Raw genomic sequence first — 22,177 nt, 5'->3', positions numbered from 1 at the left:
CCGCTTTTGGCTACATAGAGATGTCCGCTTTCGGGCCGCGTAAGCTAACCGGGCGCCGGCTGGTCATCGGTTTCGTCGCGTCCCGTCAAATCGCCACTTCCGGCGGTGCCTGCCGAAACAGCCGCGTAATCCAGCACAGATACACGAGCCCGAGCGCGAACCACACGACGCCGAGCACGAGCGCCGTCTTCTCGAGGCTGACGAGCAGCCATATATCGGCCACCGCGCCGATCACCGGAAAGACGATGCCGCCGAGCACGCCGATCCTGCGCTCGTCGCCGTGATTGCCCGACAGGTACACGCGAATCACGCACAGATTGACGGCCGTAAAGGCAAGGAACGCACCGAAGTTGATGAACGACGTCGACGTGGCGACATCCAGCTTCAACGCGATCAATCCGACGACGCCGGCCAGCGTGATGTTGATCGCGGGCGTCTTGAAGCGCGGGTGAATGAACCCGAAGATCCGCTTCGGCAGGATTTCATCGCGGCCCATCGCATACAGCAGCCGGCCGACGCTCGCCTGCGCGGAGATGCCCGACGCGAACTGCGCGAGGATCAGGCCTGCCAGGAACACCGTCACGAACAGGTCGCCGCCGATCATCTTCGCGACTTCGAATGCAGCCGAATCCGTGTCCTTGAACTCGACGCCGGGGTGTGCGAGCTGCATCGTGTACGCAGCGATCACGAAGATCGCGCCACCGATCAGCGCAATCAGCAGGATCGCGCGCGGCATGTTCTTTTTCGGATCGATCGTTTCCTCGGTCAGCGTCGATACGGCGTCGAAGCCGAGGTACGAGTACGCGGCGATCGCGGCACCGGCCATCGTCGCGCCGAACGGCACATGCGGCTTGAAGAACGGCTCCGCCATCGCGATACCGCCCGCGCCTGCCGCCGCCGACGCGTAGTGCCAGCACAGCACGACGAACATCGCGACGATCGCCAGTTGCACGATCATCAGCACGATGTTGAAGCGTGCCGCGAGTTCGATGCCGACGATGTTCAGGCCGCTCGTCAGCACGATGAACGCGACGATCCAGATCCACGTCGGCACATGCGGAAATGCCGCGTTCAGATAGGCCGCGCCGATCAGCCAGATCACCATCGGCAGGAAAAAATAGTCGAGCAGCGTCGCCCAGCCGATCATGAAGCCCAGATGCGGGTTGAACGTCTTGCGCGTGTACGTGTAAGCGGAACCTGCCGCCGGAAAGAGCCGCGCAAGCTTGCCGTAGCTGAGCGCGGTGAACGCAATGGCCACCAGAGCGAGCAGGTACGCGAGCGCGGCCGTGTCGTCGCTGGCCTTGGCGAGCACGCCGTACGTACCGTAGACAATCAGCGGCGCCATATAGGCGAGGCCGAACAGCAGCACGGAGGGCAAGCCGAGCGTGCGCTTCAGGCGCGCGGGTTCGTGGGATGACGACGCTTGCATGTTATCTCCTGGGCCTTCGAGGCCGATCGAATGCCTGTGGCAGGCCTTTCAATGGAATGAGCCGGCACCGCCGGGCGTGACGCCCGCGCGATGTCGCAGAGGAACAGCGAGTGAGACGGATTACCCGGTGCGGTGACGGCGCGCGTCGATCATCAGCGCGCGGCGTCCGTTCGGCTGCTCGATGGGCGCGAGACCGAGCGTCACGCGTGCGTCGTGCAGATAGCTGTAGTGTTCGCGGCTTGCTTCGAGACGCGTCAGATCGAGGCTCGTCTGCACGACGGCTTCGTCCCGGCCGAGTTCGAGCCTGCTCTCGCCGAACGGATCGACCAGTGCGGACTGGCCGGCGAATGTCAGGTCGTCATCACCGGAGCCGCAGCGATTCACCATCAGCGCGAACATCTGGTTCTCCATCGCACGCGCCGCGATGGCACGGCGATGCACGGGGCCGAACGGATCCATGTTGCCGTTGGTGACGATCAACAGATCGGCATCGAGCGCACCGATCGCGCGCGCCGTCTCGGGGAATTCGATGTCGTAGCAGATCAGCAGGCCCACCGTCAGGCCATTCCACGGACAGGTTACGAAACGGTCGCCCGGCGTGAACACGCCGACATCCGACGCCCACAGATGGGTCTTGCGATAGCGCAGCACGAGCTCGCCCTGATCGTCGACGAGCACCGTGCTGTTGTAGAACCGTCCGCCGTCGCGTTCCGCGAGGCCGACCGCGACGGCGACGCCCTTCTGTCGTGCCGCATCGCGTACCGCGGACAACGCGGGACCGTCGAGCGTCTGCGCGACATCGGCGACGTTGTCACGCGTGGGGAAGCCCGACAGTGTCGTTTCGGGGAACACGACCAGCTTCGTGCCGCCTGCCACATCGACGCGCCGGATCGTGTCGATCACCTTGCGCGTGTTGTGTGCGACGTCGCCGTCGACCAGCGCGAGTTGTGCGAGTTCTACCTGCATGAAGCCCACTCCTTCCAATACCCTTTCATTCGCGTGTCGTATCCATTGCATCGCGCATACGACGCTTCGTCGAGCAAAGCAGCCTCCACCGCCGCCTGTCGAAGTGAGGTCGATTATCGGGTTATTATTTTTGACCAGAAATTCCCCACCAGGGTTACCCTCACCGGAGCACACGATGGACCTCGAATGGCGAGATCTCGCTTTTCATCGAGAGATTGGTTCGGCCATCGACGCGCTCGATGGCCCGCATTTCTGGGCGCGCCTCACGCGCGTGCTCGAACGGCACCTGGCTTTCGACAACTGGGTCGCGCTGCGTTTCGCACGCGATGGCGCGCCGCTCGTGCTCGCCGAACAGGCGATGCCGGACGGCAAGATCGACCTGATGTTCCAGGACTACCTTGCCGCGCTCTACCAGCTCGATCCGTTCTATCTCGCCGCATTCGAAACGCAGGCGTCGGGCTTCTACACGCTGGCCGACGTCGCGCCGGACAACTTCCGGATGACCGAGTACTACCAGCGCTATTTCAAGAAGAACATCGTCGGCGACGAAGTGCATTTCAACGTCGTGATCGATCGCGATCACACGCTGGGTTTTTCGCTCGGCAAGACGAGCAAGTACGACGAGCGCGAGATAGCCTTGCTCACGCTGTACACGCCGTGGGTGCTGTCGTTGATGCAGCAGCGCCTGCGCTTCGAGACGTTCGCCGCGAAGGAGGCGCCGCGTGCAACGGAAAGCGAGCTGCCCGATCCGCACGCGCGCTTCGGCACGCTGACCGGCAAGAGCGGACGCGGTGCGTTGACGACGCGCGAAATCGAAGTGGCGATGTTGTCGTTGAGCGGGTTCTCGTCGCGCGCGATCGGCGAGAAGCTGTCGATCTCGTTCGAGACCGTGCGTGCGCATAAAAAGCATATCTACGCAAAGCTCGGTGTCGGGTCGCAATCCGAGCTCTTTGCGTTGTTCTACGATCCGGCAAGAGCGGGTGAATCCACGTGATTTGCCGCGTGTCCTGACGGCCCGGATGCCTGCAAGCGCCCTTCGTCAGGCTCCCCAACGGTATCCAGGTCGAGCCGCAGATCCGTCACGAATGCACTCCCCGGCTGGCGCGACAGCGTGAATCCGACGGAACGCGCAAGGCCTTTCATCGCATCGTTCTCGGTCAGCATCGTGCCGACCATCTGCCGCATGCCCGAGCGCCGCGCGAGATCGATCAGGCTCGACAGCAGCATACGGCCGAGCCCTTGCCGCTGCCATGCGTCGTCGATCACGATCGCGCATTCGACGATCTCGGTTGCTCCATCGTCAATCGCATAACGTGCAACGCCGATCAAACGCTCGCGACCGCCGGCGCGGATCGTCGCGATCACCGCGCCTTCCCGCCGGCGATCGATGCGGGTCCATCGGATCAATTCGTCTTCGGTCGGCTTACGTGCGGACATCAGCCTCAGGTAGCGGCTGCGGCTCGACAGCCGGTCGACCAGTTCGCGTTCGATGTCGAGATCGCCGGGCTCGATCGCACGCAGGAGGATCGGCGTTCCGTCCCGCGCGTCCCAGACGCGCCGGACGCCGAGCGCCGGCGCATCCTGCCTGGCCGTGACGCAGGCCGCCCATTCGGGCGCCATCGTATCCATCGTGCCCTCCGCCTTTTCCTGCGGGTCGGGCGCGTCGCCACCGGGTCGCCGCGTACCCTGCCCTGACCTTATGCATCGATTATCGGGACGGCCGCCCACCCGATAAATGCCTGGCAGAAGACTTCACAGTTGGTCGTGCGGAAACAATGGACCGGCAACGCGAAGCCGGCACGCCATGTGCCGGTGTCATCGCCGTCATTGGCGCGGCAACTACCACTACTGCCAGTACCTGCGCTGTCCCTGCCCCCTTAACCTTGTCGTCATCGCTGGCGCGCCGTCGAAGGCCGCGCCGCTTCGACCGGAGACACGACAGATGCCATTTGACTGGACGCAGGAGCAGCACGCGACGCGGGCGCGGTTTCGCGACATTGGCGCCGGAATCGCCGCCGCCGTGGAACGCGACGGCCGCGCGCCCGCCGGATTCGACGAAGCCGGCTGGATGAAGCTCGGGCAGGAAGGACTGTGGGACATGATCGTGCCGCAGACGTATGGCGGCGACGGTCACGGCTGGTGGCACTTTTCCGCGGCGCTCGAAGGGCTTGCGTCGTCGATCCGCCGCCCGGCGCTGCTGTTGTCGGTGATCGCGCAGGCCGGCATGGTGCGCGCACTCGAACGGTATGGCACGGCCGCGCAGCAGGACCGCTATTTCGGCGCGATCCTGCGTGGCGAACTGAGCGCGACCGCGATTGCCGAGCCGGGCACCGGCACCGACGTGCGCAGCATCGCGACGACGCTCGCCGAGCACGGAGACGGCTACAGGCTGACCGGCAGCAAATTCAATATCGCGCATGCGCCGCTCGCGCGTTTCATCCTCGTCGTCACGCGCATCGAAACGCCGGGCCGGCGCAACACCGCGCTCGTGATCGTCGATCGCGACCAGCCGGGCATCACGGTGAGCCCGCCCGACCGCAAGCTCGGCCTCGACGACCTGCCCACCGGCGCGCTGCATTTCGACGACTGTCCGATCACGCGCGGGCAGCTGCTCGGCGAACCGGGCGCCGGGCTCGGCAACCTGATCGACATCATCTCGCTCGGCCGGCTCTATTACGGCCTCGTCGCCGCCCAGGTGACGGCGCCCTATCTGCGCGACGCGATCGGCTATTGCCGCGAGCGACGCAGCTTCGACAGCACGATCGATGTGCACCAGTACGTGCAGCGCCGCCTCGTCGATTTGCAGATCGGCATCGAGCGCGGCACGTGGCTCGCGCGCGGCGCGCTCGCGCAGTTGCTGACGGATCACCCGCACGCGCTGATGACATGCTCGATCGCGAAGCTCGTCGGCGCTCAGGATCTCGTCGACAGCGCGCTCGGCCTTGTGCGGCTGTACGGCAGCCTCGGCTACCAGGCCGGGCCGGTGGCCGCGTTCGCGGCGGACGCACTGGGCTTCATGAGCGTCGGCGGCACCGAGGAAATGCACCGCAAGAACATCTTCAACCAGATGATGCGCGCCGGCTGATCGCCCGCGCCATCGCCACGCGCACCGCGTGCCTTACAGGAAACCACGCATGACACCGACGAACCGACGCCCTTCCCGCCTGCGCCGCTCCTGGCTGTTTCTCGCCGGCGCCGATCACGATGCGCTCGTTGCCGGCACCGCGAGCGGTGCGGATGTGCTGATCCAGGAACTCGAAACCTTTACGCCGCCCGACCGGCGCCCGGCCGCGCGCGAACTGAGCGAGCGGGTGCTCGCGGGCTGGCGCGATGCCGGCGTGCTGGCGTCCGTGCGCGTGAATCCGCTCGACGCGGGCGGCATCGACGACCTGCGCGCCGCGATGCGCGGCCGCCCGGACATCGTGATGATGTCGTACGTCGCGACGCCCGAGCAGGTCGTCGCGCTCGACGAAGCCGTCACGCGCTTCGAGCGCGAATACGACATCGCGCCGGGCTCGACCGAACTGGTGCCGAACGTCGAGACGACGCTCGGCCTCGTGAACACGATGGCGATCGCGCGCTCGAGCCCGCGCGTGTCGGCCGTGCTCGTCGCGACCGAGGACATGGTGGCCGACATGGGCGCCGAGCGCACCCGTGCGGGCCGCGAGCTCGACTACGTGCGCTCGCGCTTTCGCGTCGAATGCGCGGCGGTCGGCGTGACCGCGATCGACTGCCCGTACAGCTATGCCGACAACGAAGGCGCGGAACTCGACATGCGCGTGTCGCGCGGCCTTGGCTACCAGGCGAAAGCGATTGTCAACGCGCAATTCGTGCCGGTCGTCAATCGCGTGCTGACGCCGACGGCCGACGAGGTCGCCCTCGCCCGCCGCGTGATCGACGCGTTCGATCACGCGCGGCGTGCCTCCGGCGGCCGCCGCGTGGCCGCCGCCGTCGTCGACGGCTTCCTCGCGGAAGTCCCCGACTATCTCGCCGCGCATCGGCTGATCGCCCGCGCGACGCAATTCGGCATCGCGTGAGTATCGCCATGGATACGATCGCCACGCGCCTGAAGGCGCTGAAAACCCTCGCGCATGCCGCGCCGCACGTGCCGGCCGACCACTGGGCCGACACGCCGCATGCGCAGTTCGAACGCTGGCTCGACGAGGCCGTGACCGCCGGCGCGCTCGAACCGCAGGTGACGACGCTGTCGACGGTCCGCCCGGACGGACGGCCCGATGCCCGTTCCGTCGTGCTGCTGAATGTCGACGCGCGCGGCTGGCATTTCGCGGCGAACGCGCGCAGTCCGAAGGGCCGCCAGCTCGCGAACCGGCCGTTCGCGGCGCTGACGTTCTACTGGCCCGCGATCGCGAGCCAGATCCGGCTGAGCGGCCCGGTCGAGCGGTTGCCGGACGCCGAAGGCCATGCCGATTTCGCGAGCCGCCCCGAGCGGTCGCGCGCGAGCATCCTGGCCGGACGGCAAAGCGAACGGCTCGACGATCCGGCCGACCTGACGCGTGCGATCGACGCGCAGCTCGAACGGCTGGCCGCCGATCCGGCGCTCGTGTCGCCCGACTGGCACCTGTATGCGCTGGCCCCCGACGAAGTCGAGTTCTGGCGAGCCGACAGTTCGCGCCGTTTCGCGCGGCAGGCTTATCGTCGCGCCGGCGCGCGCTGGGAACGGTGTGCGCTATGGCCGTGAAGCGTGACGAACCGCCGCCGCCGCGCGACGGCGCGCATGACGGCCTGCACGACGACACGCGGCTCGCGCACGCGGGCCGCGACAGCGCCGCGTGGCACGGCTTCGTCAATCCGCCCGTCTACCATGCGTCGACCGTGCTCAGCCCGACGGTGTCGGATCTGCTGAACCGCACGCAGCCGTATATCTACGGCCGTCGCGGCACGCCGACGACGGACGCGCTCGAGCGCGCGGTGACGAGCCTCGAAGGCGGCGCCGGCGCGGTGCTGTGCCCGTCGGGCCTGTCCGCGTGCACGCTCGCGCTGCTGTCGTGCCTGAAGCCCGGCGACCATCTGCTGATGACCGCATCGGTCTACGGCCCGGTGCGTCACGCATGCGAAGGCGTGCTTGCGCGGCTCGGCGTCGAGACGACGTGGTACGACGGCAGCACGCCCGTCGCAGCCGCGTTTCGTCCGAACACGCGTGCACTGTACGTCGAGGTGCCCGGCTCCTACACGTTCGACATGCACGACATTCCCGCGCTCGTGCGGCTCGCGCATACGCACGGTGCGCTGGTCCTCGCGGACAACAGCTGGGCCACGCCGCTGTTCTTTCAGCCGCATGCGTTCGGGATCGACCTGTCGATCCAGGCCGGCACCAAGTATCTGGTCGGGCACTCGGATGCGATGCTCGGCACGGTGTCGGCCAACGCGCGCGCATGGCCCGCGCTGAAGCAACTGCATGGCGATCTCGGACTGTGCGCCGGCCCCGACGACGTGTATCTCGCGCTGCGCGGGTTGCGCACGCTCGGCGTGCGGCTGCGGCAGCATCAGCGCAATGCGCTTGCGGTCGCGAGCTGGCTCGCGACGCGCGCCGAAGTGCAGCGCGTGCTGTATCCGGCGTTGCCGGGCGACGCGGGCCACGCGCTGTGGCGCCGCGATTTCCGTGGCGCGTCGGGGCTGTTCTCGATCGTGCTGCAACCGGCTCCCGCGCACGCGATCGACGCGTTTCTCGATCATCTGGCGCTGTTCGGGCTCGGTTATTCGTGGGGCGGCTACGAGAGCCTCGCGTTGCCGTTCGAACTGGACGCGCACGGCCTCGCGGCGCGCTGGCCGGCCGGCAGTTGCGGCGTGCGCCTGCACATCGGACTCGAGGATGCGGACGACCTGATCGCCGATCTGGCGGCGGGCCTCGACCGCTACGCGGCATGCGCGTCGACCGCCGCCTGCGAGGATGCCGCGCGATGCTGACCGTCTGGGGCCGCCGCACGTCGTTCAACGTGCAGAAGGTGTTGTGGCTCATCGGCGAGCTCGGCCTGCCTTACCGGCATATTCCGGCCGGCGGCGAGCACGGCTCGCTGCAGACGCCCGCGTTCGCGGCGCTGAATCCGACCTGCCGGATCCCGGTGATCGACTGGGACGGCGACGTCGTGTGGGAGTCGCACACGATCCTGCGCTATCTGGCCGCGCGCGTGCCGAACAATCCGTTCTGGTGCCGCGACACGTTCGCCCGTTCGCGCGCGGAGCGCTGGATGGACTGGTCGCAGACCGCGCTCGAACCCGACGTGATGACCGGGTTGTTCTGGGCACTCGTGCGAACGCCGCCGGAGCGGCGCGACGATGCGATCGTGCGCGACAAGGCCGCGCGCAGCGCGACGCATTACCGGCTGCTCGACCGGCTGCTGTCGACCCAGCCGTTTCTCGGCGGCGCGACGCCGGGCCTGGCCGACATCCCGGCCGGCGCGACGCTGTTCCGCTATTTCTCGCTCGACGTCGAGCGGCCGCCGTTGCCGCACGTCGAGGCCTGGTACGCCCGCCTGTGCCGACGGCCCGCCTACCGCGAACAGGTGATGGTGTCGTTCGACGCGTTGCGCGGCCAGCCGGGCTGACCTTCTACCGACCTCACGACATGACGCATTCCGCCCTTCGTCCGATCCTGATCGTGCTGCATCGCGAACAGTCGAGCCCCGGCCGGATCGGCCGGCTGCTCGCCGCCCGCGGCCATCCGCTCGACATCCGGCGCCCGCCGCTCGGCGATCCGTTGCCGACGACGCTCGCCGACCATGCGGGCGCCGTGGTGTTCGGCGGCCCGATGAGCGCCAACGACGGCGATCGCTGGATCCGCGACGAGATCGACTGGATCGGCGTGCCGCTGCGCGAGGCGGCGCCGTTTCTCGGCGTCTGCCTCGGCGCGCAGATGATGATCCGCCATCTGGGCGGTCGCGTGAACGCGCATCGCGACGGGCGCGCGGAAATCGGCTACTGGCCGATCGCCGCGACGCCGGCCGGCCGGCGGCTCGGTTCATGGCCGTCGCACGTGTATCAGTGGCATCGCGAGGGCTTCGAGCGCGTCGCGGGGCTCGAGATCCTCGCCACCGGCGAGCATTTCGAGAACCAGGCCGTCCGTTACGGGCCGCGCGCGTACGGTGTCCAGTTCCATCCGGAAGTGAGCTATCCGATGATGCGCCGCTGGAGCACGGCGGCCGCGCACAAGCTGGGGGTGCCCGGCGCGCAGGATCTCGCGACGCAGGCGAACGAAGGCTGTCGGCACGACCGCGCGACGGCCGCGTGGCTCAGCGCGTTTCTCGACCGCTGGCTCGACGGGACGCCGGCATCAGGTCTGCACGGTCACGTCGGAGATGCTGATCAGCCCCCACTCGACCGCGCGCAGCACGGCTTCGTGCCGACGTGACACGTTGAACTTGCGGCGGATGTTCATGAAGTGGAAGTTGATGCACGACTCGGTCACGTTCAGGATGTGGCCGATTTCCCACGAGGTCTTGCCGGCCGCATGCCAGCGCAGGCACTCGACCTCCCGTCGACTCAGACGCGGCACGCTGTCGGGCGGTGCGTGGCAGCGCGTGCCGGCGATCGCTTCGCAGGCGATGTCGCGCAGCAGCGTGAGCGCCGCGAGATGCCGGTCGCAGCGCTCGCACGTGGTGGCGAGATCGTCCGCGCTCGCGCACGACAGCATGCCGACCTCCCCCTTCGGGCCGCGCACGGGCAACACGACGCCGCTGCGCATGCCGTACGCGGCCGCCGCCTCGTAGCATGGCCGTTGCCCGGGCAGCCCGAACAGCGCGCCGTCCCAGACGAGCGGCAGCGCCGAACGGAAGCAATGCTGCAGCATCGGGTCGATGCGGTCGAACTGCCGCTGCCGGTACAGCGCCGTCCAGCCCGGCACGCCGCTGCTCCACTTGCGCGCGAGATCGAACGATGCGCCGGCAAACGGCAGCACGATCAGCACGACCTTGTCGAACCCCATGCCGGCGGCCGCGTCGGTCATCCGCTGCCATGACGCGTCCGTGTCGCCGGGTACCAACCATTTCAGACAATCCAGTCCTTTCATACAAGCCACCCCGTTTATTAGTTGGAATCTGCAATCAGGCGGACTTGCGCAACCGGTTCGAGGCGTTGCGCGCGAACGGGCCGCGCTAGACCGCCTCGGTCAGACGTCGCCGACCCGCCTGCTTCGCGTCGTCGAGCGAAGCCGTCACGTCGAACGGGATCCCGAACGCCTTTTCGATGCCAGATGCGTTCGCGATGGCCGCTTCACGCTCGTTCGGGTCCGGTTCGACCGACACGAGCGCGCGGCAGACCGCGGCGAGCGCGGCGCGGTTCTGCTTGAGCCACATGCCGCGCTCCTTGCGGTCGTCGTGCGGCTCGTCGGGGCGGGCCGGCGGAAAGATCATGACAAACGGCTCGCCGTGCCGCATCAGCGCGTGCATGTCGTCGAGCCAGCGCTGCGCGTAGCCGCGGGAGGCAATGGCGTCGTTGCGCACGACGACGAGCGGGAATTGCGTGACGTCGAACACGGCGAGCGCCGCCAGTGCGGACGGCGCGTTTCCAGCGTGGTGGGTAGGCATCGGGTCGGTCTCCATCGAGTTGAACAGCATGGGTCGGAACGGGCCGCGCGGCACCCGCTTCATCGTTTCGCGGCAGCGCCGGGGCCGAACGGCGGGCGGGCGAGCCACACCACCGCGATCACGGCGAGATACACGCAGCCGAGCGCGAACGACACGTCGTTGAACGAGATCTGGTACGCCTGCGCGTCGACCAGGTTGCCGAGCAGCGCTGCCGCGCGTTGCGGATCGCCGCCGCCCAGCTGCGCGAGTTCGGCGCGAACGGACGGATCGAACCTGCTCAGGTGTTCGCTGAGCTGCGCGTGATGCAGGATCGCGCGCCGGTCCCACAGGAACGACGTGATCGACACGGCGAAGCTCGCGCCGAGCGTGCGCAGGAACGTCGACAGGCCGGAGCCCGCGGCGATCTCGTCCGGCTTCAGGTCGGACAGCAGGATGCTGTTGATCGGCATGATGAACAGCGCGAGGCCGAGGCCTTGCAGCAGCTGGATCAGCGCGATGTGCGTGAAGTCGACGTCGGGTACGAAGCCCGCGCGCAGGAACGACGACGTGCCGAGGATCGCGAACGCGCAGCACACGAGCACGCGCATGTTGAAGCGCGGCGCGTACTTGCCCATGAACGGCGTCATCAGCACGGGGATCACGCCCATCGGCGCGACGGCCAACCCGGCCCAGAACGCCGTATAGCCGAGCGTGCGCTGCAGCCACTGCGGCACGATCACGTTGACCGCGAAGAACGCCGAGTACGCGAGCACGAGCGTCAGCGTGCCGGCCGCGAAGTTGCGATGCGCGAACAGCCGCAGGTTCACGATCGGGTTCGGCTCGTTGAGTTCCCAGATCAGGAACAGCGCGATCCCGAACGCGGCGACCACCGACATCACGACGATGAACGTCGAATTGAACCAGTCGGCTTCGTTGCCCTTGTCGAGCACGATCTGCAGCGCGCCGACGCCGACGACGAGCGCGGCGAGCCCGACATAGTCGACGCGCGCGGCGACCGTCGTCTCGACGCGCGCGCGCATCTGCGCGAGCACGCACATCGCGGCGAACACGCCGATCGGCAGATTGATCAGGAACGCCCAGCGCCACGAGTAATGTTCCGTCACCCAGCCGCCGAACACGGGGCCCGCGATCGGCGCGACGACGGTGACCATCGCGATCATCGACAGCGCGAAGCCGCGCCGCTGCGGCGGGTAGATCGACAGCATCAGCGCCTGGGTGGTCGGGATCATCGGCCCGGCCACGAGGCCCTGCAGCGCGCGGAACGCGACGAGCTGCGGCAGGTTCTGCGCGAGGCCGCACAGGAGCGACGCGAACGTGAACGCCAGCGTCGCCCACACGAACAGCCGGACCTGCCCGACACGCTTGACGAGAAACCCGGTCAGCGGCAACGCGATCGCATTGCTGACCGAGAACGTCGTGACGACCCATGCGCTCTGCGTCGTGCTGACGCCGAAGTTGCCGGCGATCGTCGGCAGCGAGACGTTCGCGACGGTGCCGTCGAGCACCTGCATGAACACCGCGAGCGCGAGGCCGAACGTCGTCAGCGCGACGCTCGACGGGCGAAAACCGCTGTCCGCGGCCGGCATCGGGCCGCTCATCGCACACGCTCCGCACGCACCGCCGCCGGCAGGTTCGCATGCACGACGTCGGCGATCAGGCTGTCGGCGCGCGCGAGCTCGTCGCGGTACACGTCGGTCCTGAACACCGGCGCGTCCTGCGCGCGGCGCGACAGCATCGCACCGCTGCGGTCGTGCTGGTCGACGCGCGCGTGCATCGACAGGCCGATGCGCAGCGGATGCGCGTCGAGTTGCGATGGATCCGTCAGCTCGATGCGCACCGGCAGGCGCTGCACGATCTTGATCCAGTTGCCGGTCGCGTTCTGCGCGGGCAGCAGCGAGAACGCGCTGCCGGTGCCGACGCCGAGGCTCTGCACGCGGCCCTTATAACGCACGGCGTCGCCGTACAGGTCGGCCGTCAGCTCGACCGGTTGCCCGATCCGCATGTGCTCGAGCTGCTTTTCGGTGAAGTTCGCGTCGACCCACAGCTCGCGCAGCGGCACGACGGCGAGCAGCGGCACGCCGGGCGACACGCGTTGCCCGACCTGCACCGTGCGCTTGGCGACATAGCCGGTGACCGGCGCGACGATGTCGGTGCGCGCACGGGCAAGATAGGCCGCGCGCAGCCGCGAGGCCGCGGCCTCGACGTCGGGATGCGACGCGACCGCGGTGTCGTCGACGAGCGCCTTGCTCGTCTGGTGCTGTTCGCTCAACGTCGCGAGCGCGCTTTGCGCGGCGGCGTACGCGCTTTGCGCGGACGTCAGCGTATCGAGCGCATGCGCGAGCTCCTCGCGCGAGATCGCGCCGGAGCGGCCGAGATCCTCGCGGCGCCGGTAGTCGGCCTTCGCCTTGTCGAGCGCGGTGCGCCGCGCGTCGAGATCGGCGCGCGCGCCGTCGATGCTGTTCGCGAGCCCGCGCTCGTTGCTGTACAGGCCGCGCACCTTGCGCACCGTGGCCGCGAGGTCGGCCTGCGCGGCCGCGAGCGCGATCTGCGCGTCGCTCGCGTCGAGACGGACGAGCGGCGTGCCGGCGCGGACGAGGTCGCCGTCGTCCGCGTCGATCGACACGACGGTGCCCGTCACCTGCGGCGTCAGCTCGACGACGTTGCCTTGTGCGTATGCGTTGTCGGTGGACTCGTACCAGCGGCCGACGAGCCCGTACCAGATGCCCCAGCCGACGATGCCGAGCGCGAACGCGGCGACGAGCGCACGCACGAGGTGCTTGCGTCTTGCGGGCGGCGGCGTGGCCGGTGCGGCGCCGCCCGGTGCCGGTTGCGTGCGGGCGTCCGACCCGCCTGGCGCGCGCGGCGCGCCGGTGTGGTCGGCCGACGGTTGCTGGCGGGCGCTGGCCGGATCGGCGGCTGCGGGCCGCGCGGGAGTCTGCAGGGTGTTGTCGCTGCTCATGGTTCGATGTCAAGGACGGTGGGAAGGAGTGGCGGCGAGCGCGACGTCGTCCGGCTCGGCGCGGAAGCCGCCGCCGAGCGCGGCAACGAGCTGCAGCGACTGGTCCGCGCGCTGGGCGCGCAACGCGGCGACTTCGCGGCTCGCGATCAGGAGCTGCTGGCGCACGACGAGCGCGTCGAGGTAGCTGCCGACGCCCGCGCGGTAGCGCGCGTCCGCGAGCCGCCATGCATCGGTGGCGGAATCGAATGCGCGCTGCTGCGCATCGGCCTGCACGGCGAGCGAATGCAGCCGGTGGAGATCGTCGGCCACCTCGCCGATCGCGCCGATCAGCGTCTTGTTGTAGCTGGCGACCGCGACGTCGTATTGCGCGTCGCGCTTGCGCAGCACGCCGCGCCGTTCGCCGCCGTCGAAGATCGGCAGGCTCACGGCCGGGCTGACGTTGTAGGTGCGCGACGCTGCCTGGAACAGCGATGCGCCGCCGCGCGTCGCGAGACCGATCAGCGCGGTGAGGCTCACGTCGGGCAGGAAGTCCGCGCGGGCGGCCGCGACGTTGTGGCTCGCGGCCTCCACCCGCCAGCGTGCGGCGACGAGATCGGCGCGTCGGCCGAGCAGCGCGGCCGGCAGGTCGGCCGGCACCGCGAGCGCGGCGGTGGGCAGTGGCGCGGGCCGCACGAGCGCGAGGCCGCGATCGGGGCCTGCGCCGAGCAGGATCGCGAGCGCGATGCGCGCGCTGTCGATCGCCTGCGCCGCGCGTGCCTGCTCGCGCATCGCGGCCGCGACTTCGCTTTCCGCCTGGCGCTGCTGCGCGACGTTGTCGATGCCTTTCGTGACACGCTGACGCGTCAGCGACAGTGCTTCGTCGGCCCGTTCGTATTCGGCCCGCGCGACGTCCTGCTGATCGAACGCATAGGCGAGATTCACGTAGGCACGCGCGACGTTGACGGACAGCAGCACGCGCGCGGCCCGTGCATCGATCTGCGCGGCCCGCGCTTCGCCGAGCGCGGCTTCCCACGCCGCGCGGCGGCCGCCCCACAAATCGAGATCCCAGCTCAGGCCGAGATTGATTTCGCGCGTGTGGCTGAAGACGCCGCCGCCCTCGCCTTTCGAGAACTGCGTGCCGGACGTGCGTTCCCCTTTCGCGCCCGCGCGGCCGACCAGATGCGGCAAGCGGGCAGCCTGTGCTTCGATCACGAGCGCCTGCGCCTCGCGCGCACGCGCATCGGCGGTCGCGAGATCGGGATTGCCGGCAAGCGCTTCGTCGATCAGCGCATTCAACTGCGCATCGTTCAGCGCAACCCACCAGTCGGCGGCCGGCCAGTCGGCGGCCGGCGCATGCGCGAGGCTGCGCGCTGCGGCGAGCGTATCGGCGCCGCGCAGCGTGCCGGCCGGCGTGAGCCCGTCGCGGCTCGCGCATGCGCCGAGCATGACGAGCGCCACGACTGCGGCCATGCGCGACAGGACGCGCCGCGCGACGGCATCGCGTGGCGAGGGAGCAAGTGCTGCGTGCATCGCGTTCCTCTGCTTCGTTTGGGTTTGAACACGACACGCATTGTTGGACGCTCCCGGGTAAAGCTGATAATGTTGTTTAGACAAAAAATAATGAATTCCGGCCATGCCCATCCGAGAAGCCTCTCCCGCCCGCGCGGCGCAACGCGCCGACGCCGATCCGAGCGAACGCGCGGACGGCCCATCGCTGATCGCCGTCTGGGGCGAGGACGACGGCAGCAATACCTACCAGCTCGGCACGCGCGAGGTCGACTGGCACAGCCATCTGCGCGGCCAGGTGTTCTGCGTCGAAAGCGGGTTCGCGCACGTGCGCACGCCGCACGGTTCGTGGCTGCTGCCGCCGCATCGCGCGGGCTGGATTCCGCCGGGCGAGCAGCACAAGGTCAGCATCAGCGGCGCGTTGAGCGGCTGGAGCGTCGTGATCGCGCCGGCCGCGAGCCGCCGCATGCCCGACCAGCCGTGCGTGATCGCGATCACCGATCTGATGCGCGCGCTCGTGCGGCGCGCGGTGTCGTGGGCCGACCAGGACCGGCTCGACATCGAACAGGCGCGCATGAGCGTCGTGCTGCTCGACGAGATGCGCCGCGCGCCGCACGAACCGCTGCACTTGCCGATGCCGCACGACCGGCGGTTGCTGCGGATCGCCAATGCGATCCTCGGGCAGCCGCACGACAGCCGCACGCTCGACGCGTGGGCCGAGTGGGCCGGGCTGTCCGCCCGCACGCTGAGCCGGCTGTTCGTCGCGGAAACCGGCACGAGCTTCGCGCAGTGGCGGCAACAGGCGCGGCTCACGCATGCGCTCGAACGTCTGGCGAACGGCGACAGCGTCGCCAACATCGCCGACGCGCTCGGCTATGCGACGCCGAGCAATTTCATCGCGATGTTCCGCCGCGCGTTCGGCGATTCGCCCGCGCATTACTTCGCGAAGCGCAAGCAGCCGTAATGTCGCGCGGCCTCGCACCGCCCCTATCACCCCTGCCAGTACTGCGCGCGCATCGACGTCGCTATAGTCGCCGTGCGACCGGCCGGTCGGTCGCCCAATGTGACCTGTGGAGGATGTCGATGTCGAACGCCGTCGGATCGGACAACACGCCGATCGTCTCCGAGCAGCAGCTCGCCGATCATCTGGCCGCCGGCTGCAAGCCGGCCGCGCAGTTCCGGATCGGTACCGAGCACGAGAAGTTCGTCGTTTCCCGCGCGACGCATGCGGCTGCGCGTTATGAAGGGCCGTCCGGCATCGCCGAGGTGCTGGCGCGGCTGCGCGGCGACGGGACGCCGATCGTCGATGCCGGGCAGACCGTCGGCGTGATCCAGCGCGACGGCGCCGCGATCTCGCTCGAGCCGGCCGGCCAGCTTGAACTATCGGGCGCCCCGCTCGATACGCTGCACGACACGCACGCCGAGCTGCACGCGCACCTCGCCGCGGCCCGCGCGGCATGCGATCCGCTCGGCCTGCGCTGCGTGCCGCTCGGTTTTCACCCTCACCTGTCGCGCGACGCGCTGCCGTGGATGCCGAAGCAGCGCTACGCGATCATGCGGCGCTACATGCCGCGGGTCGGCACGCGCGGGCTCGACATGATGCAGCGCACCTGCACCGTGCAGGTCAACCTCGATTTCGCATCGGAAAGCGACATGGCGCGCAAGATGCGCGTGTCGCTCGCGTTGCAGCCGGTCGCCACCGCGCTGTTCGCGAATTCGCCGTTCCGCGACGGCCGCCCGTCGGGCCTGCTGTCGACGCGCGCGCACACGTGGCTCGATACCGACGAGGATCGCTGCGGCGCGCCGGCGCTGTTCCTGTCGCGCAGCTTCGGCTTCGAGCGCTACGTGAGCTGGCTGCTCGACAACGTGCCGATGTATTTCGTGCGGCGCGGCGATCGTTATGCGGACGCGACCGGGCACACGTTCCGCGATTTCATGCGGCGGCGCATTCCGCACCTCGAAGGCGAGACGCCGACGCTGGGCGATTTCGCGGACCATCTGACGACGGTGTTCACCGAGGTCCGGCTCAAGCGCTATCTCGAGATGCGCGGCGCCGATGCCGGCTCGCCCGACATGATGGTCGCGCTGTCCGCGTTCTGGACCGGCCTGCTGTACGATCCGGCGGCGCTGTCGGATGCCGGGACGCTGGCTGCCGAGATCGACCGCGGTACGCTGCTCGCGCTGCGTCGCGACGTGCCGCGTACCGGGCTCGATACGCCGGCCGGCGGCCGGTCGTTACGCGCGATTGCGGCCGATGCGCTCGCGATCGCGCATCGCGGCCTGCGCGCGCGGGCGCGCACGGATGCGGCGGGCCGCGATGAATCGATGTATCTCGCGCCGCTCGGCGAGATCGTCGCCGGGGCGCCCACGCAGGCCGAGCACTGGCTGGCCCGCTATCGCGACGCGTGGGCCGGCGACGCGACGCGCATCCTTGACGAAGCCGCCATCTGAGCGTGTCGCGCCGGGCCGCTCACGCGCAGCAGGCGAGCAGCGGCTCGTGCGCGAACTCGGCGCCGAGCGGCAGCGGGTGGCCGCGTCGCCGCGTACGCACCGCGTGCGCGAGCGTCTCGAACAACTGCGCGGTATCGGCGAACGACAGGCACGCATCCGTGATGCTCTGCCCGTAGCGCGGCGGCACGCCGGGCACGAGATCCTGCCGCCCTTCGATCAGGTTCGATTCGATCAGCACGCCGACGATGCGCGTATCGCCGGCCGCCACCTGCGCGGCGACTTCCGCGCCGACGGCGAGCTGGTTCCGGTACTGGCGGCGACTGTTGCCGTGGCTGACGTCGATCATCACGCGCGGTGCAAAGTGCGCGGCCATCATGCGTTCGCAGGCGGCGTTCACCGCGGCCGCGTCGAAATTCGGTTCGCGTCCGCCGCGCAGCACGACGTGCGTATGCGGATTGCCGGGCGACGCGCTCGCGCATAGCCGGCCGCCTGCATCGATCGACAGGAACCGGTGCGCGTGCGCCGCCGCGCGCATCGCGTCGACGGCGACCTGGACATTGCCGTCGGTGCCGTTCTTGAAGCCGATCGGAATGGGCAGCGACGACGCGAGCTCGCGATGCACCTGCGACTCGACGGTGCGCGCGCCGATCGCGCCCCAGGCGATCAGATCGGCCAGGTAGCGCGGCGACAGCGGATCGAGCAACTCGGTCGCGGCCGGCATCTCCGCGCCGTTGATGTCGCACAGCAGCGCGCGGGCCGTATGCAGTCCGACGTCGATCCGGTCGCTGCCGTCCAGCAGCGGATCGTTGATCAGCCCCTTCCAGCCGACCGTCGTACGCGGCTTCTCGAAATACACGCGCATCACGATTTCCAGCTCGTCCGCGAAGCGCGCGCGTTGCAGCGCGAGCCGTGCCGCGTAGTCGCGCGCGGCGTCGGGATCGTGTATCGAACACGGGCCGGCGATGACCACGAGCCGGTCGTCCGCGCCGTCGAGCACGTCGACGATCGCGCGGCGGGTCGTATGAACGGTGCGCGACGCGCGCCACGCCGGCGGCAGCGCGCCGGCCAGATCCGCAGGGGACGGCAAGCGCAGCACGGCGTCGCGGTTTGTCGTCCAGGCGTTTGCATGCATGGGGACTGCCCTCCTGTCGATAATGAACGTGACTTTTTACTACAGCGCGACTGTATTGAATGGTGCTTTCGGCGCGCAACTAACATAGTTATCAGTTTCTAATTCATAACCTTATGAATGAGGTAAATAAGCGTCGGATTCGATAATTGAGGATCCTGTCGTCATGCCTGTTCGCGGGTGTCGAATGGAACGTTCATTGGGTTTTCGCTCGGAAATCAGGCTGTGATCTTGCAGCGGCGAATGCGTCCGCATGCGGATTTCCGCCACGCTTCGCTATTCGTTCTGATAGTGGCGGCCCGATAGTCGTTCGATTAATTTTCGGATGCCCGACAGGCCATTCGGGCTCGAAAATATAAATCAACCCAGTCATTGCGGAGAGTCACCATGTCGAAACGGCATTACGAAACCCCCATTCACGTCAAGTATCGCGATACGGATTCGATGGGGCATGTGAGCAGCCCCGTCTATTACGACTATCTGCAGCATTCGTACCTCTGCTACATGTTCGATCTGCTCGGCCTGCCGCGCACCGAGAAACTGCCGCACATCATGGTGAAGACGCAGTGCGAGTACCTCGCACCGGCCCAGTTCGGCGACAACCTGACCGTCCGCTCGAGCATCGTGCGCTTCGGCAGCAAGAGCTTCGATCTCGAACACCTGATGGAGCGCGACGACCAGACCATCGTCGCGCGCGGCGTGTCGACGCACGTGATGTTCGATTACGCGAACAACACGACGCTGGCCGTGCCCGACGAATTCAAGACGCGCGTGCTCGAATTCCAGGGGTCGCTGTGATGCGTGCGCGCGCGCTCGGGAGCGACACGTGAGCTGCGCGGTGGCGCGCGCCCGGCGCCGCATCGGTGCGATCGTCGAGCGGCGGGACGATCGCGCGATCGTGATCGTCCGGCATGCGGCGCAGGCGCTGCTCGAGCCCGCCGCGCTCGAGCGGCACCGTGCGCTCGCATGCCGCCACGAGGACGAGCTGGAAGTGCTGCTGCAGCCGTGCGGCGGCGCGCACGACGGCGTGCGGACGCTGCTCGGCCGGCTGCGGGATGCCGGCGTGGCCGTGGCGCTCGACGCGGCCACGGTTGCCCACGACGCGTCGCTGCTCGAATTCGCGAGCTGGGTCACACGGTGTACGACGGCCGACGGTCCGGCAGCGGCACCCGACGACGCGGCCGTGCCGGGTGGTGCGCTGCTCTACGGGCTGGTCGTGCGATGGCGCGATCTGCACGGCAGGTGGCGGCGGCCCGAGCGCGACGCGGCGCCTGAACGCGCGCCGCGGACCATCGCGGCGGATGCAGCCGAGCACATCGCGGCCTGCGATCCGGACGAGCAGGTGCTCGGCGCGCTGCTCGACGCCGATGACGCGTCGACCGGCGCGGCGCTCGACACGCTGTCGGACGCGGTGCGCGCGCGACGGATGTGCCTGGCGACGCGGGCCGGATGGCCGCTCGCGCGACGGTTATGAGCACCGCCGTCGCGACGGCCGGCGGGCGCGCGTTTCTGGTCGGCATGATGGGCGCGGGCAAATCGACGCTTGGCCGCGCGCTCGCGGCTTCGCTCGGCTGGGCGTTCGCCGACAGCGACGACGAGATCGAGCGGCGCACCGGCCGCTCGGTCGCCGCGCTGTTCGACGTGGTCGGCGAAGGCGGCTTTCGGCTGCTCGAAGCGCATATCGTCGACGAGCTGACGCAGCGCGCGAACGTGGTCGTGGCGACCGGCGGCGGCTCGGTCCTGAATCCGCACACCCGCGCACGCCTGAGCGAGCGCGGCAGCGTGATCTATCTGCATGCGGATCCCGATGTGCTGTGGCGGCGTACGTGCGACGACACGCGGCGGCGGCCGCTGCTGCAGGCGGGCGAACCGCGGCAGACGCTCGCCGCGCTGTACCGGACGCGCGACCCGCTGTATCGCGAATGCGCGCATGCGCTGGTCGATACGACCGCACACGATGTCGCGCACGCGACGGCGGAGGTGTTGACGCTGCTATTGGCGCGGAGGAACGCGCCGGCGTGACGGCGTGACGGCGTGACGGCGGGTCGCTTCCCTGCCCTTCGATTCGACGACGCGCTCGACGTCATACGCGTTTTTGAAGTGGTGAGTTTGGATTTGCGATAGTGCTATCGTGATAAGAAAAGTTATCCGGATAGAGGCATTTTGTTATCCAACCTCGTGTTTTCGTGGCAAACGAATCGACGCTTCAAGCTCCCGGAAAATCGGTCCATCAGGCACGATCCCGCCCCGCGCCGACATTCTCCCGTAGCGCGCCGACTTGGCGAGCACCCGGCGCGGCGGTGTACCCGACTCCAGCGCGGCGATCGCCGCAGAACCTCGCCTTTCCCGTCATTTGTTCCCGCGACGCAAGACTGTTGCTCCATGGCGGGTGTTCGAAATCGTGACCGGCACGCCTACAGTCTGCCCATCGGATTCATCGATCCGGTCGGCACCGAGGCCGAACACCATTCACCTGTCGAGGTACATCATGAGCGCATCCAAAGTCATCATCGTCACTGGCGCATCGCAAGGCATCGGGGCGGAAACGGTCAACGCATTCCGGGCACGCGGCCATCGTGTCGTCGCGACGTCCCGTTCGATCGGCCCGTCGCACGGTCCCGATCTCGTCACCGTCGCGGGCGACATCGGCGATCCGGCCGTCGCGCACCGTGTAGTCGATGCGGCAATCGAACATTTCGGCCGTGTCGACACGCTCGTCAACAACGCGGGCATCTTCGTCGCGAAGCCGTTTACGCAATACACCGCGGACGACTATGCGCGGATCACGAACGTCAACCTGAACGGCTTCTTCCACGTCACGCAGCGTGCGATCGCCGCGATGCAGAAGCACGGCACGGGCCATGTGGTCAGCATCACGACGAGCCTGGTCGATCACGCGAACAGCAATGTACCGTCGGTGCTGGCGTCGCTGACGAAAGGCGGATTGAATGCCGCGACGAAGTCGCTCGCGATCGAATATGCAAAGGCCGGCATTCGCGTCAATGCGGTGTCGCCCGGCATCATCAAATCGCCGATGCATGCGGCCGACACGCACGCGACGCTCGCGTCGCTGCATCCGGTCGGCCGGATGGGCGAGATGAGCGATATCGTCGGTGCGATCCTGTATCTCGATTCGGCGCCGTTCGTCACCGGCGAAATCCTGCACGTGGACGGCGGTCAGAGCGCCGGGCATTGAGCACCGGCGTCGAAGCCGCGAG

The 22,177-nt window shown here is 68.4% G+C and carries 22 protein-coding genes; 13 read left to right on the top strand and 9 right to left on the bottom strand.

Annotation, left to right across the window (positions count from 1 at the left end; translation table 11 throughout):
• Window positions 1-85 precede the first annotated feature (85 nt).
• Both CFB52_RS08740 and CFB52_RS08735 read right to left on the bottom strand, forming a co-directional pair.
• Complete coding sequence (locus CFB52_RS08740) at window positions 86-1,429, bottom strand: APC family permease (protein WP_099316422.1); 1,344 nt, start codon at window positions 1,427-1,429, stop codon at window positions 86-88.
• A gap of 120 nt (window positions 1,430-1,549) precedes the next feature.
• Complete coding sequence (locus CFB52_RS08735) at window positions 1,550-2,395, bottom strand: carbon-nitrogen hydrolase family protein (RefSeq protein ID WP_099316637.1); 846 nt, start codon at window positions 2,393-2,395, stop codon at window positions 1,550-1,552.
• A 175-nt stretch (window positions 2,396-2,570) separates the two neighbouring features.
• Here CFB52_RS08735 and CFB52_RS08730 point away from each other — a divergent pair, with 175 nt between their 5' ends.
• Complete coding sequence (locus CFB52_RS08730; RefSeq protein ID WP_099316421.1) at window positions 2,571-3,389, top strand: response regulator transcription factor; 819 nt, start codon at window positions 2,571-2,573, stop codon at window positions 3,387-3,389.
• Here CFB52_RS08730 and CFB52_RS08725 read toward each other — a convergent pair.
• Window positions 3,356-4,123, bottom strand: coding sequence for a GNAT family N-acetyltransferase (locus tag CFB52_RS08725; protein WP_144029729.1), 768 nt, complete (start codon window positions 4,121-4,123; stop codon window positions 3,356-3,358). The genes CFB52_RS08730 and CFB52_RS08725 overlap by 34 nt on opposite strands.
• Window positions 4,124-4,337: 214 nt before the next feature.
• On the opposite strand from CFB52_RS08725, the gene CFB52_RS08720 reads away from it, so the two are divergent.
• From CFB52_RS08720 to CFB52_RS08695, 6 genes are read left to right on the top strand one after another with little or no spacing between them, the layout of a single operon-like run.
• Window positions 4,338-5,480 (top strand): acyl-CoA dehydrogenase family protein, encoded by a 1,143-nt coding sequence (locus tag CFB52_RS08720; protein ID WP_059585366.1) that lies wholly within the window; start codon window positions 4,338-4,340, stop codon window positions 5,478-5,480.
• Window positions 5,481-5,529: 49 nt separating this feature from the next.
• A complete protein-coding gene (locus tag CFB52_RS08715) occupies window positions 5,530-6,432 on the top strand; it encodes a CoA ester lyase (RefSeq protein ID WP_099316420.1) in 903 nt (300 codons plus the stop codon).
• A gap of 8 nt (window positions 6,433-6,440) precedes the next feature.
• Window positions 6,441-7,094, top strand: a complete 654-nt coding sequence (locus CFB52_RS08710; RefSeq protein ID WP_059585364.1) for a pyridoxal 5'-phosphate synthase — start codon at window positions 6,441-6,443, stop codon at window positions 7,092-7,094.
• On the top strand, window positions 7,085-8,320 hold the full coding sequence (metC, locus tag CFB52_RS08705; RefSeq protein ID WP_099316419.1) for a cystathionine beta-lyase: 1,236 nt from the start codon (window positions 7,085-7,087) through the stop codon (window positions 8,318-8,320). The genes CFB52_RS08710 and metC overlap by 10 nt, the downstream gene beginning before the upstream one ends.
• Window positions 8,314-8,958 (top strand): glutathione S-transferase family protein, encoded by a 645-nt coding sequence (locus CFB52_RS08700; protein WP_063892451.1) that lies wholly within the window; start codon window positions 8,314-8,316, stop codon window positions 8,956-8,958. Before metC ends, CFB52_RS08700 begins: the two co-directional genes overlap by 7 nt.
• 20 nt (window positions 8,959-8,978) lie before the next feature.
• Window positions 8,979-9,761 carry a glutamine amidotransferase gene (locus CFB52_RS08695; RefSeq protein WP_099316418.1) on the top strand — a complete coding sequence of 261 codons (783 nt, stop codon included), beginning with the start codon at window positions 8,979-8,981 and terminating at the stop codon, window positions 9,759-9,761.
• On the opposite strand, the gene CFB52_RS08690 is transcribed toward CFB52_RS08695, so the two are convergent.
• The 5 genes from CFB52_RS08690 to CFB52_RS08670 form a co-directional block, all read right to left on the bottom strand.
• Window positions 9,684-10,418, bottom strand: a complete 735-nt coding sequence (locus CFB52_RS08690; protein ID WP_059608823.1) for an autoinducer binding domain-containing protein — start codon at window positions 10,416-10,418, stop codon at window positions 9,684-9,686. The two genes, CFB52_RS08695 and CFB52_RS08690, sit on opposite strands and share 78 nt — an antisense overlap.
• An 85-nt stretch (window positions 10,419-10,503) precedes the next feature.
• Entirely contained in the window at window positions 10,504-10,935 is a 432-nt protein-coding gene (locus CFB52_RS08685) for a hypothetical protein (RefSeq protein WP_099316636.1), read from the bottom strand.
• Between the two features lie 59 nt (window positions 10,936-10,994).
• Window positions 10,995-12,533 carry a DHA2 family efflux MFS transporter permease subunit gene (locus CFB52_RS08680; protein WP_099316417.1) on the bottom strand — a complete coding sequence of 513 codons (1,539 nt, stop codon included), beginning with the start codon at window positions 12,531-12,533 and terminating at the stop codon, window positions 10,995-10,997.
• Complete coding sequence (locus CFB52_RS08675) at window positions 12,530-13,894, bottom strand: efflux RND transporter periplasmic adaptor subunit (protein ID WP_081059345.1); 1,365 nt, start codon at window positions 13,892-13,894, stop codon at window positions 12,530-12,532. Before CFB52_RS08675 ends, CFB52_RS08680 begins: the two co-directional genes overlap by 4 nt.
• Before the next feature lie 9 nt (window positions 13,895-13,903).
• The gene (locus tag CFB52_RS08670; RefSeq protein ID WP_257220079.1) at window positions 13,904-15,343 is read right to left on the bottom strand and encodes an efflux transporter outer membrane subunit; all 1,440 of its coding nucleotides are present in this window, start codon (window positions 15,341-15,343) and stop codon (window positions 13,904-13,906) included.
• Window positions 15,344-15,506: 163 nt separating this feature from the next.
• On the opposite strand from CFB52_RS08670, the gene CFB52_RS08665 reads away from it, so the two are divergent.
• Together CFB52_RS08665 and CFB52_RS08660 are read left to right on the top strand one after the other, a co-directional pair.
• On the top strand, window positions 15,507-16,343 hold the full coding sequence (locus CFB52_RS08665; RefSeq protein ID WP_059585357.1) for a helix-turn-helix domain-containing protein: 837 nt from the start codon (window positions 15,507-15,509) through the stop codon (window positions 16,341-16,343).
• 119 nt (window positions 16,344-16,462) lie between these two features.
• A complete protein-coding gene (locus tag CFB52_RS08660) occupies window positions 16,463-17,830 on the top strand; it encodes a glutamate--cysteine ligase (RefSeq protein ID WP_099316635.1) in 1,368 nt (455 codons plus the stop codon).
• A 19-nt stretch (window positions 17,831-17,849) separates the two neighbouring features.
• Here CFB52_RS08660 and CFB52_RS08655 read toward each other — a convergent pair whose 3' ends face one another.
• Window positions 17,850-18,962: a 3-deoxy-7-phosphoheptulonate synthase gene (locus CFB52_RS08655; protein WP_099316415.1), complete on the bottom strand. Its 1,113-nt coding sequence runs from the start codon at window positions 18,960-18,962 to the stop codon at window positions 17,850-17,852.
• A gap of 384 nt (window positions 18,963-19,346) precedes the next feature.
• Here CFB52_RS08655 and CFB52_RS08650 point away from each other — a divergent pair, with 384 nt between their 5' ends.
• The 4 genes from CFB52_RS08650 (at window position 19,347) to CFB52_RS08635 (ending at window position 22,155) form a co-directional block, all read left to right on the top strand.
• Window positions 19,347-19,757: a thioesterase family protein gene (locus CFB52_RS08650; protein ID WP_059585355.1), complete on the top strand. Its 411-nt coding sequence runs from the start codon at window positions 19,347-19,349 to the stop codon at window positions 19,755-19,757.
• Between the two features lie 28 nt (window positions 19,758-19,785).
• A complete protein-coding gene (locus CFB52_RS08645) occupies window positions 19,786-20,433 on the top strand; it encodes a hypothetical protein (protein WP_099316414.1) in 648 nt (215 codons plus the stop codon).
• The gene (locus tag CFB52_RS08640; protein ID WP_060009585.1) at window positions 20,430-20,981 is read left to right on the top strand and encodes a shikimate kinase; all 552 of its coding nucleotides are present in this window, start codon (window positions 20,430-20,432) and stop codon (window positions 20,979-20,981) included. The genes CFB52_RS08645 and CFB52_RS08640 overlap by 4 nt, the downstream gene beginning before the upstream one ends.
• Window positions 20,982-21,447: 466 nt before the next feature.
• Complete coding sequence (locus CFB52_RS08635) at window positions 21,448-22,155, top strand: SDR family NAD(P)-dependent oxidoreductase (RefSeq protein WP_060009583.1); 708 nt, start codon at window positions 21,448-21,450, stop codon at window positions 22,153-22,155.
• Window positions 22,156-22,177 lie beyond the last annotated feature (22 nt).

This window comes from Burkholderia sp. AU18528, assembly GCF_002223215.2.
Taxonomy (GTDB): domain Bacteria; phylum Pseudomonadota; class Gammaproteobacteria; order Burkholderiales; family Burkholderiaceae; genus Burkholderia; species Burkholderia semiarida.
This window is presented reverse-complemented; position numbering and strand designations above follow the sequence as displayed.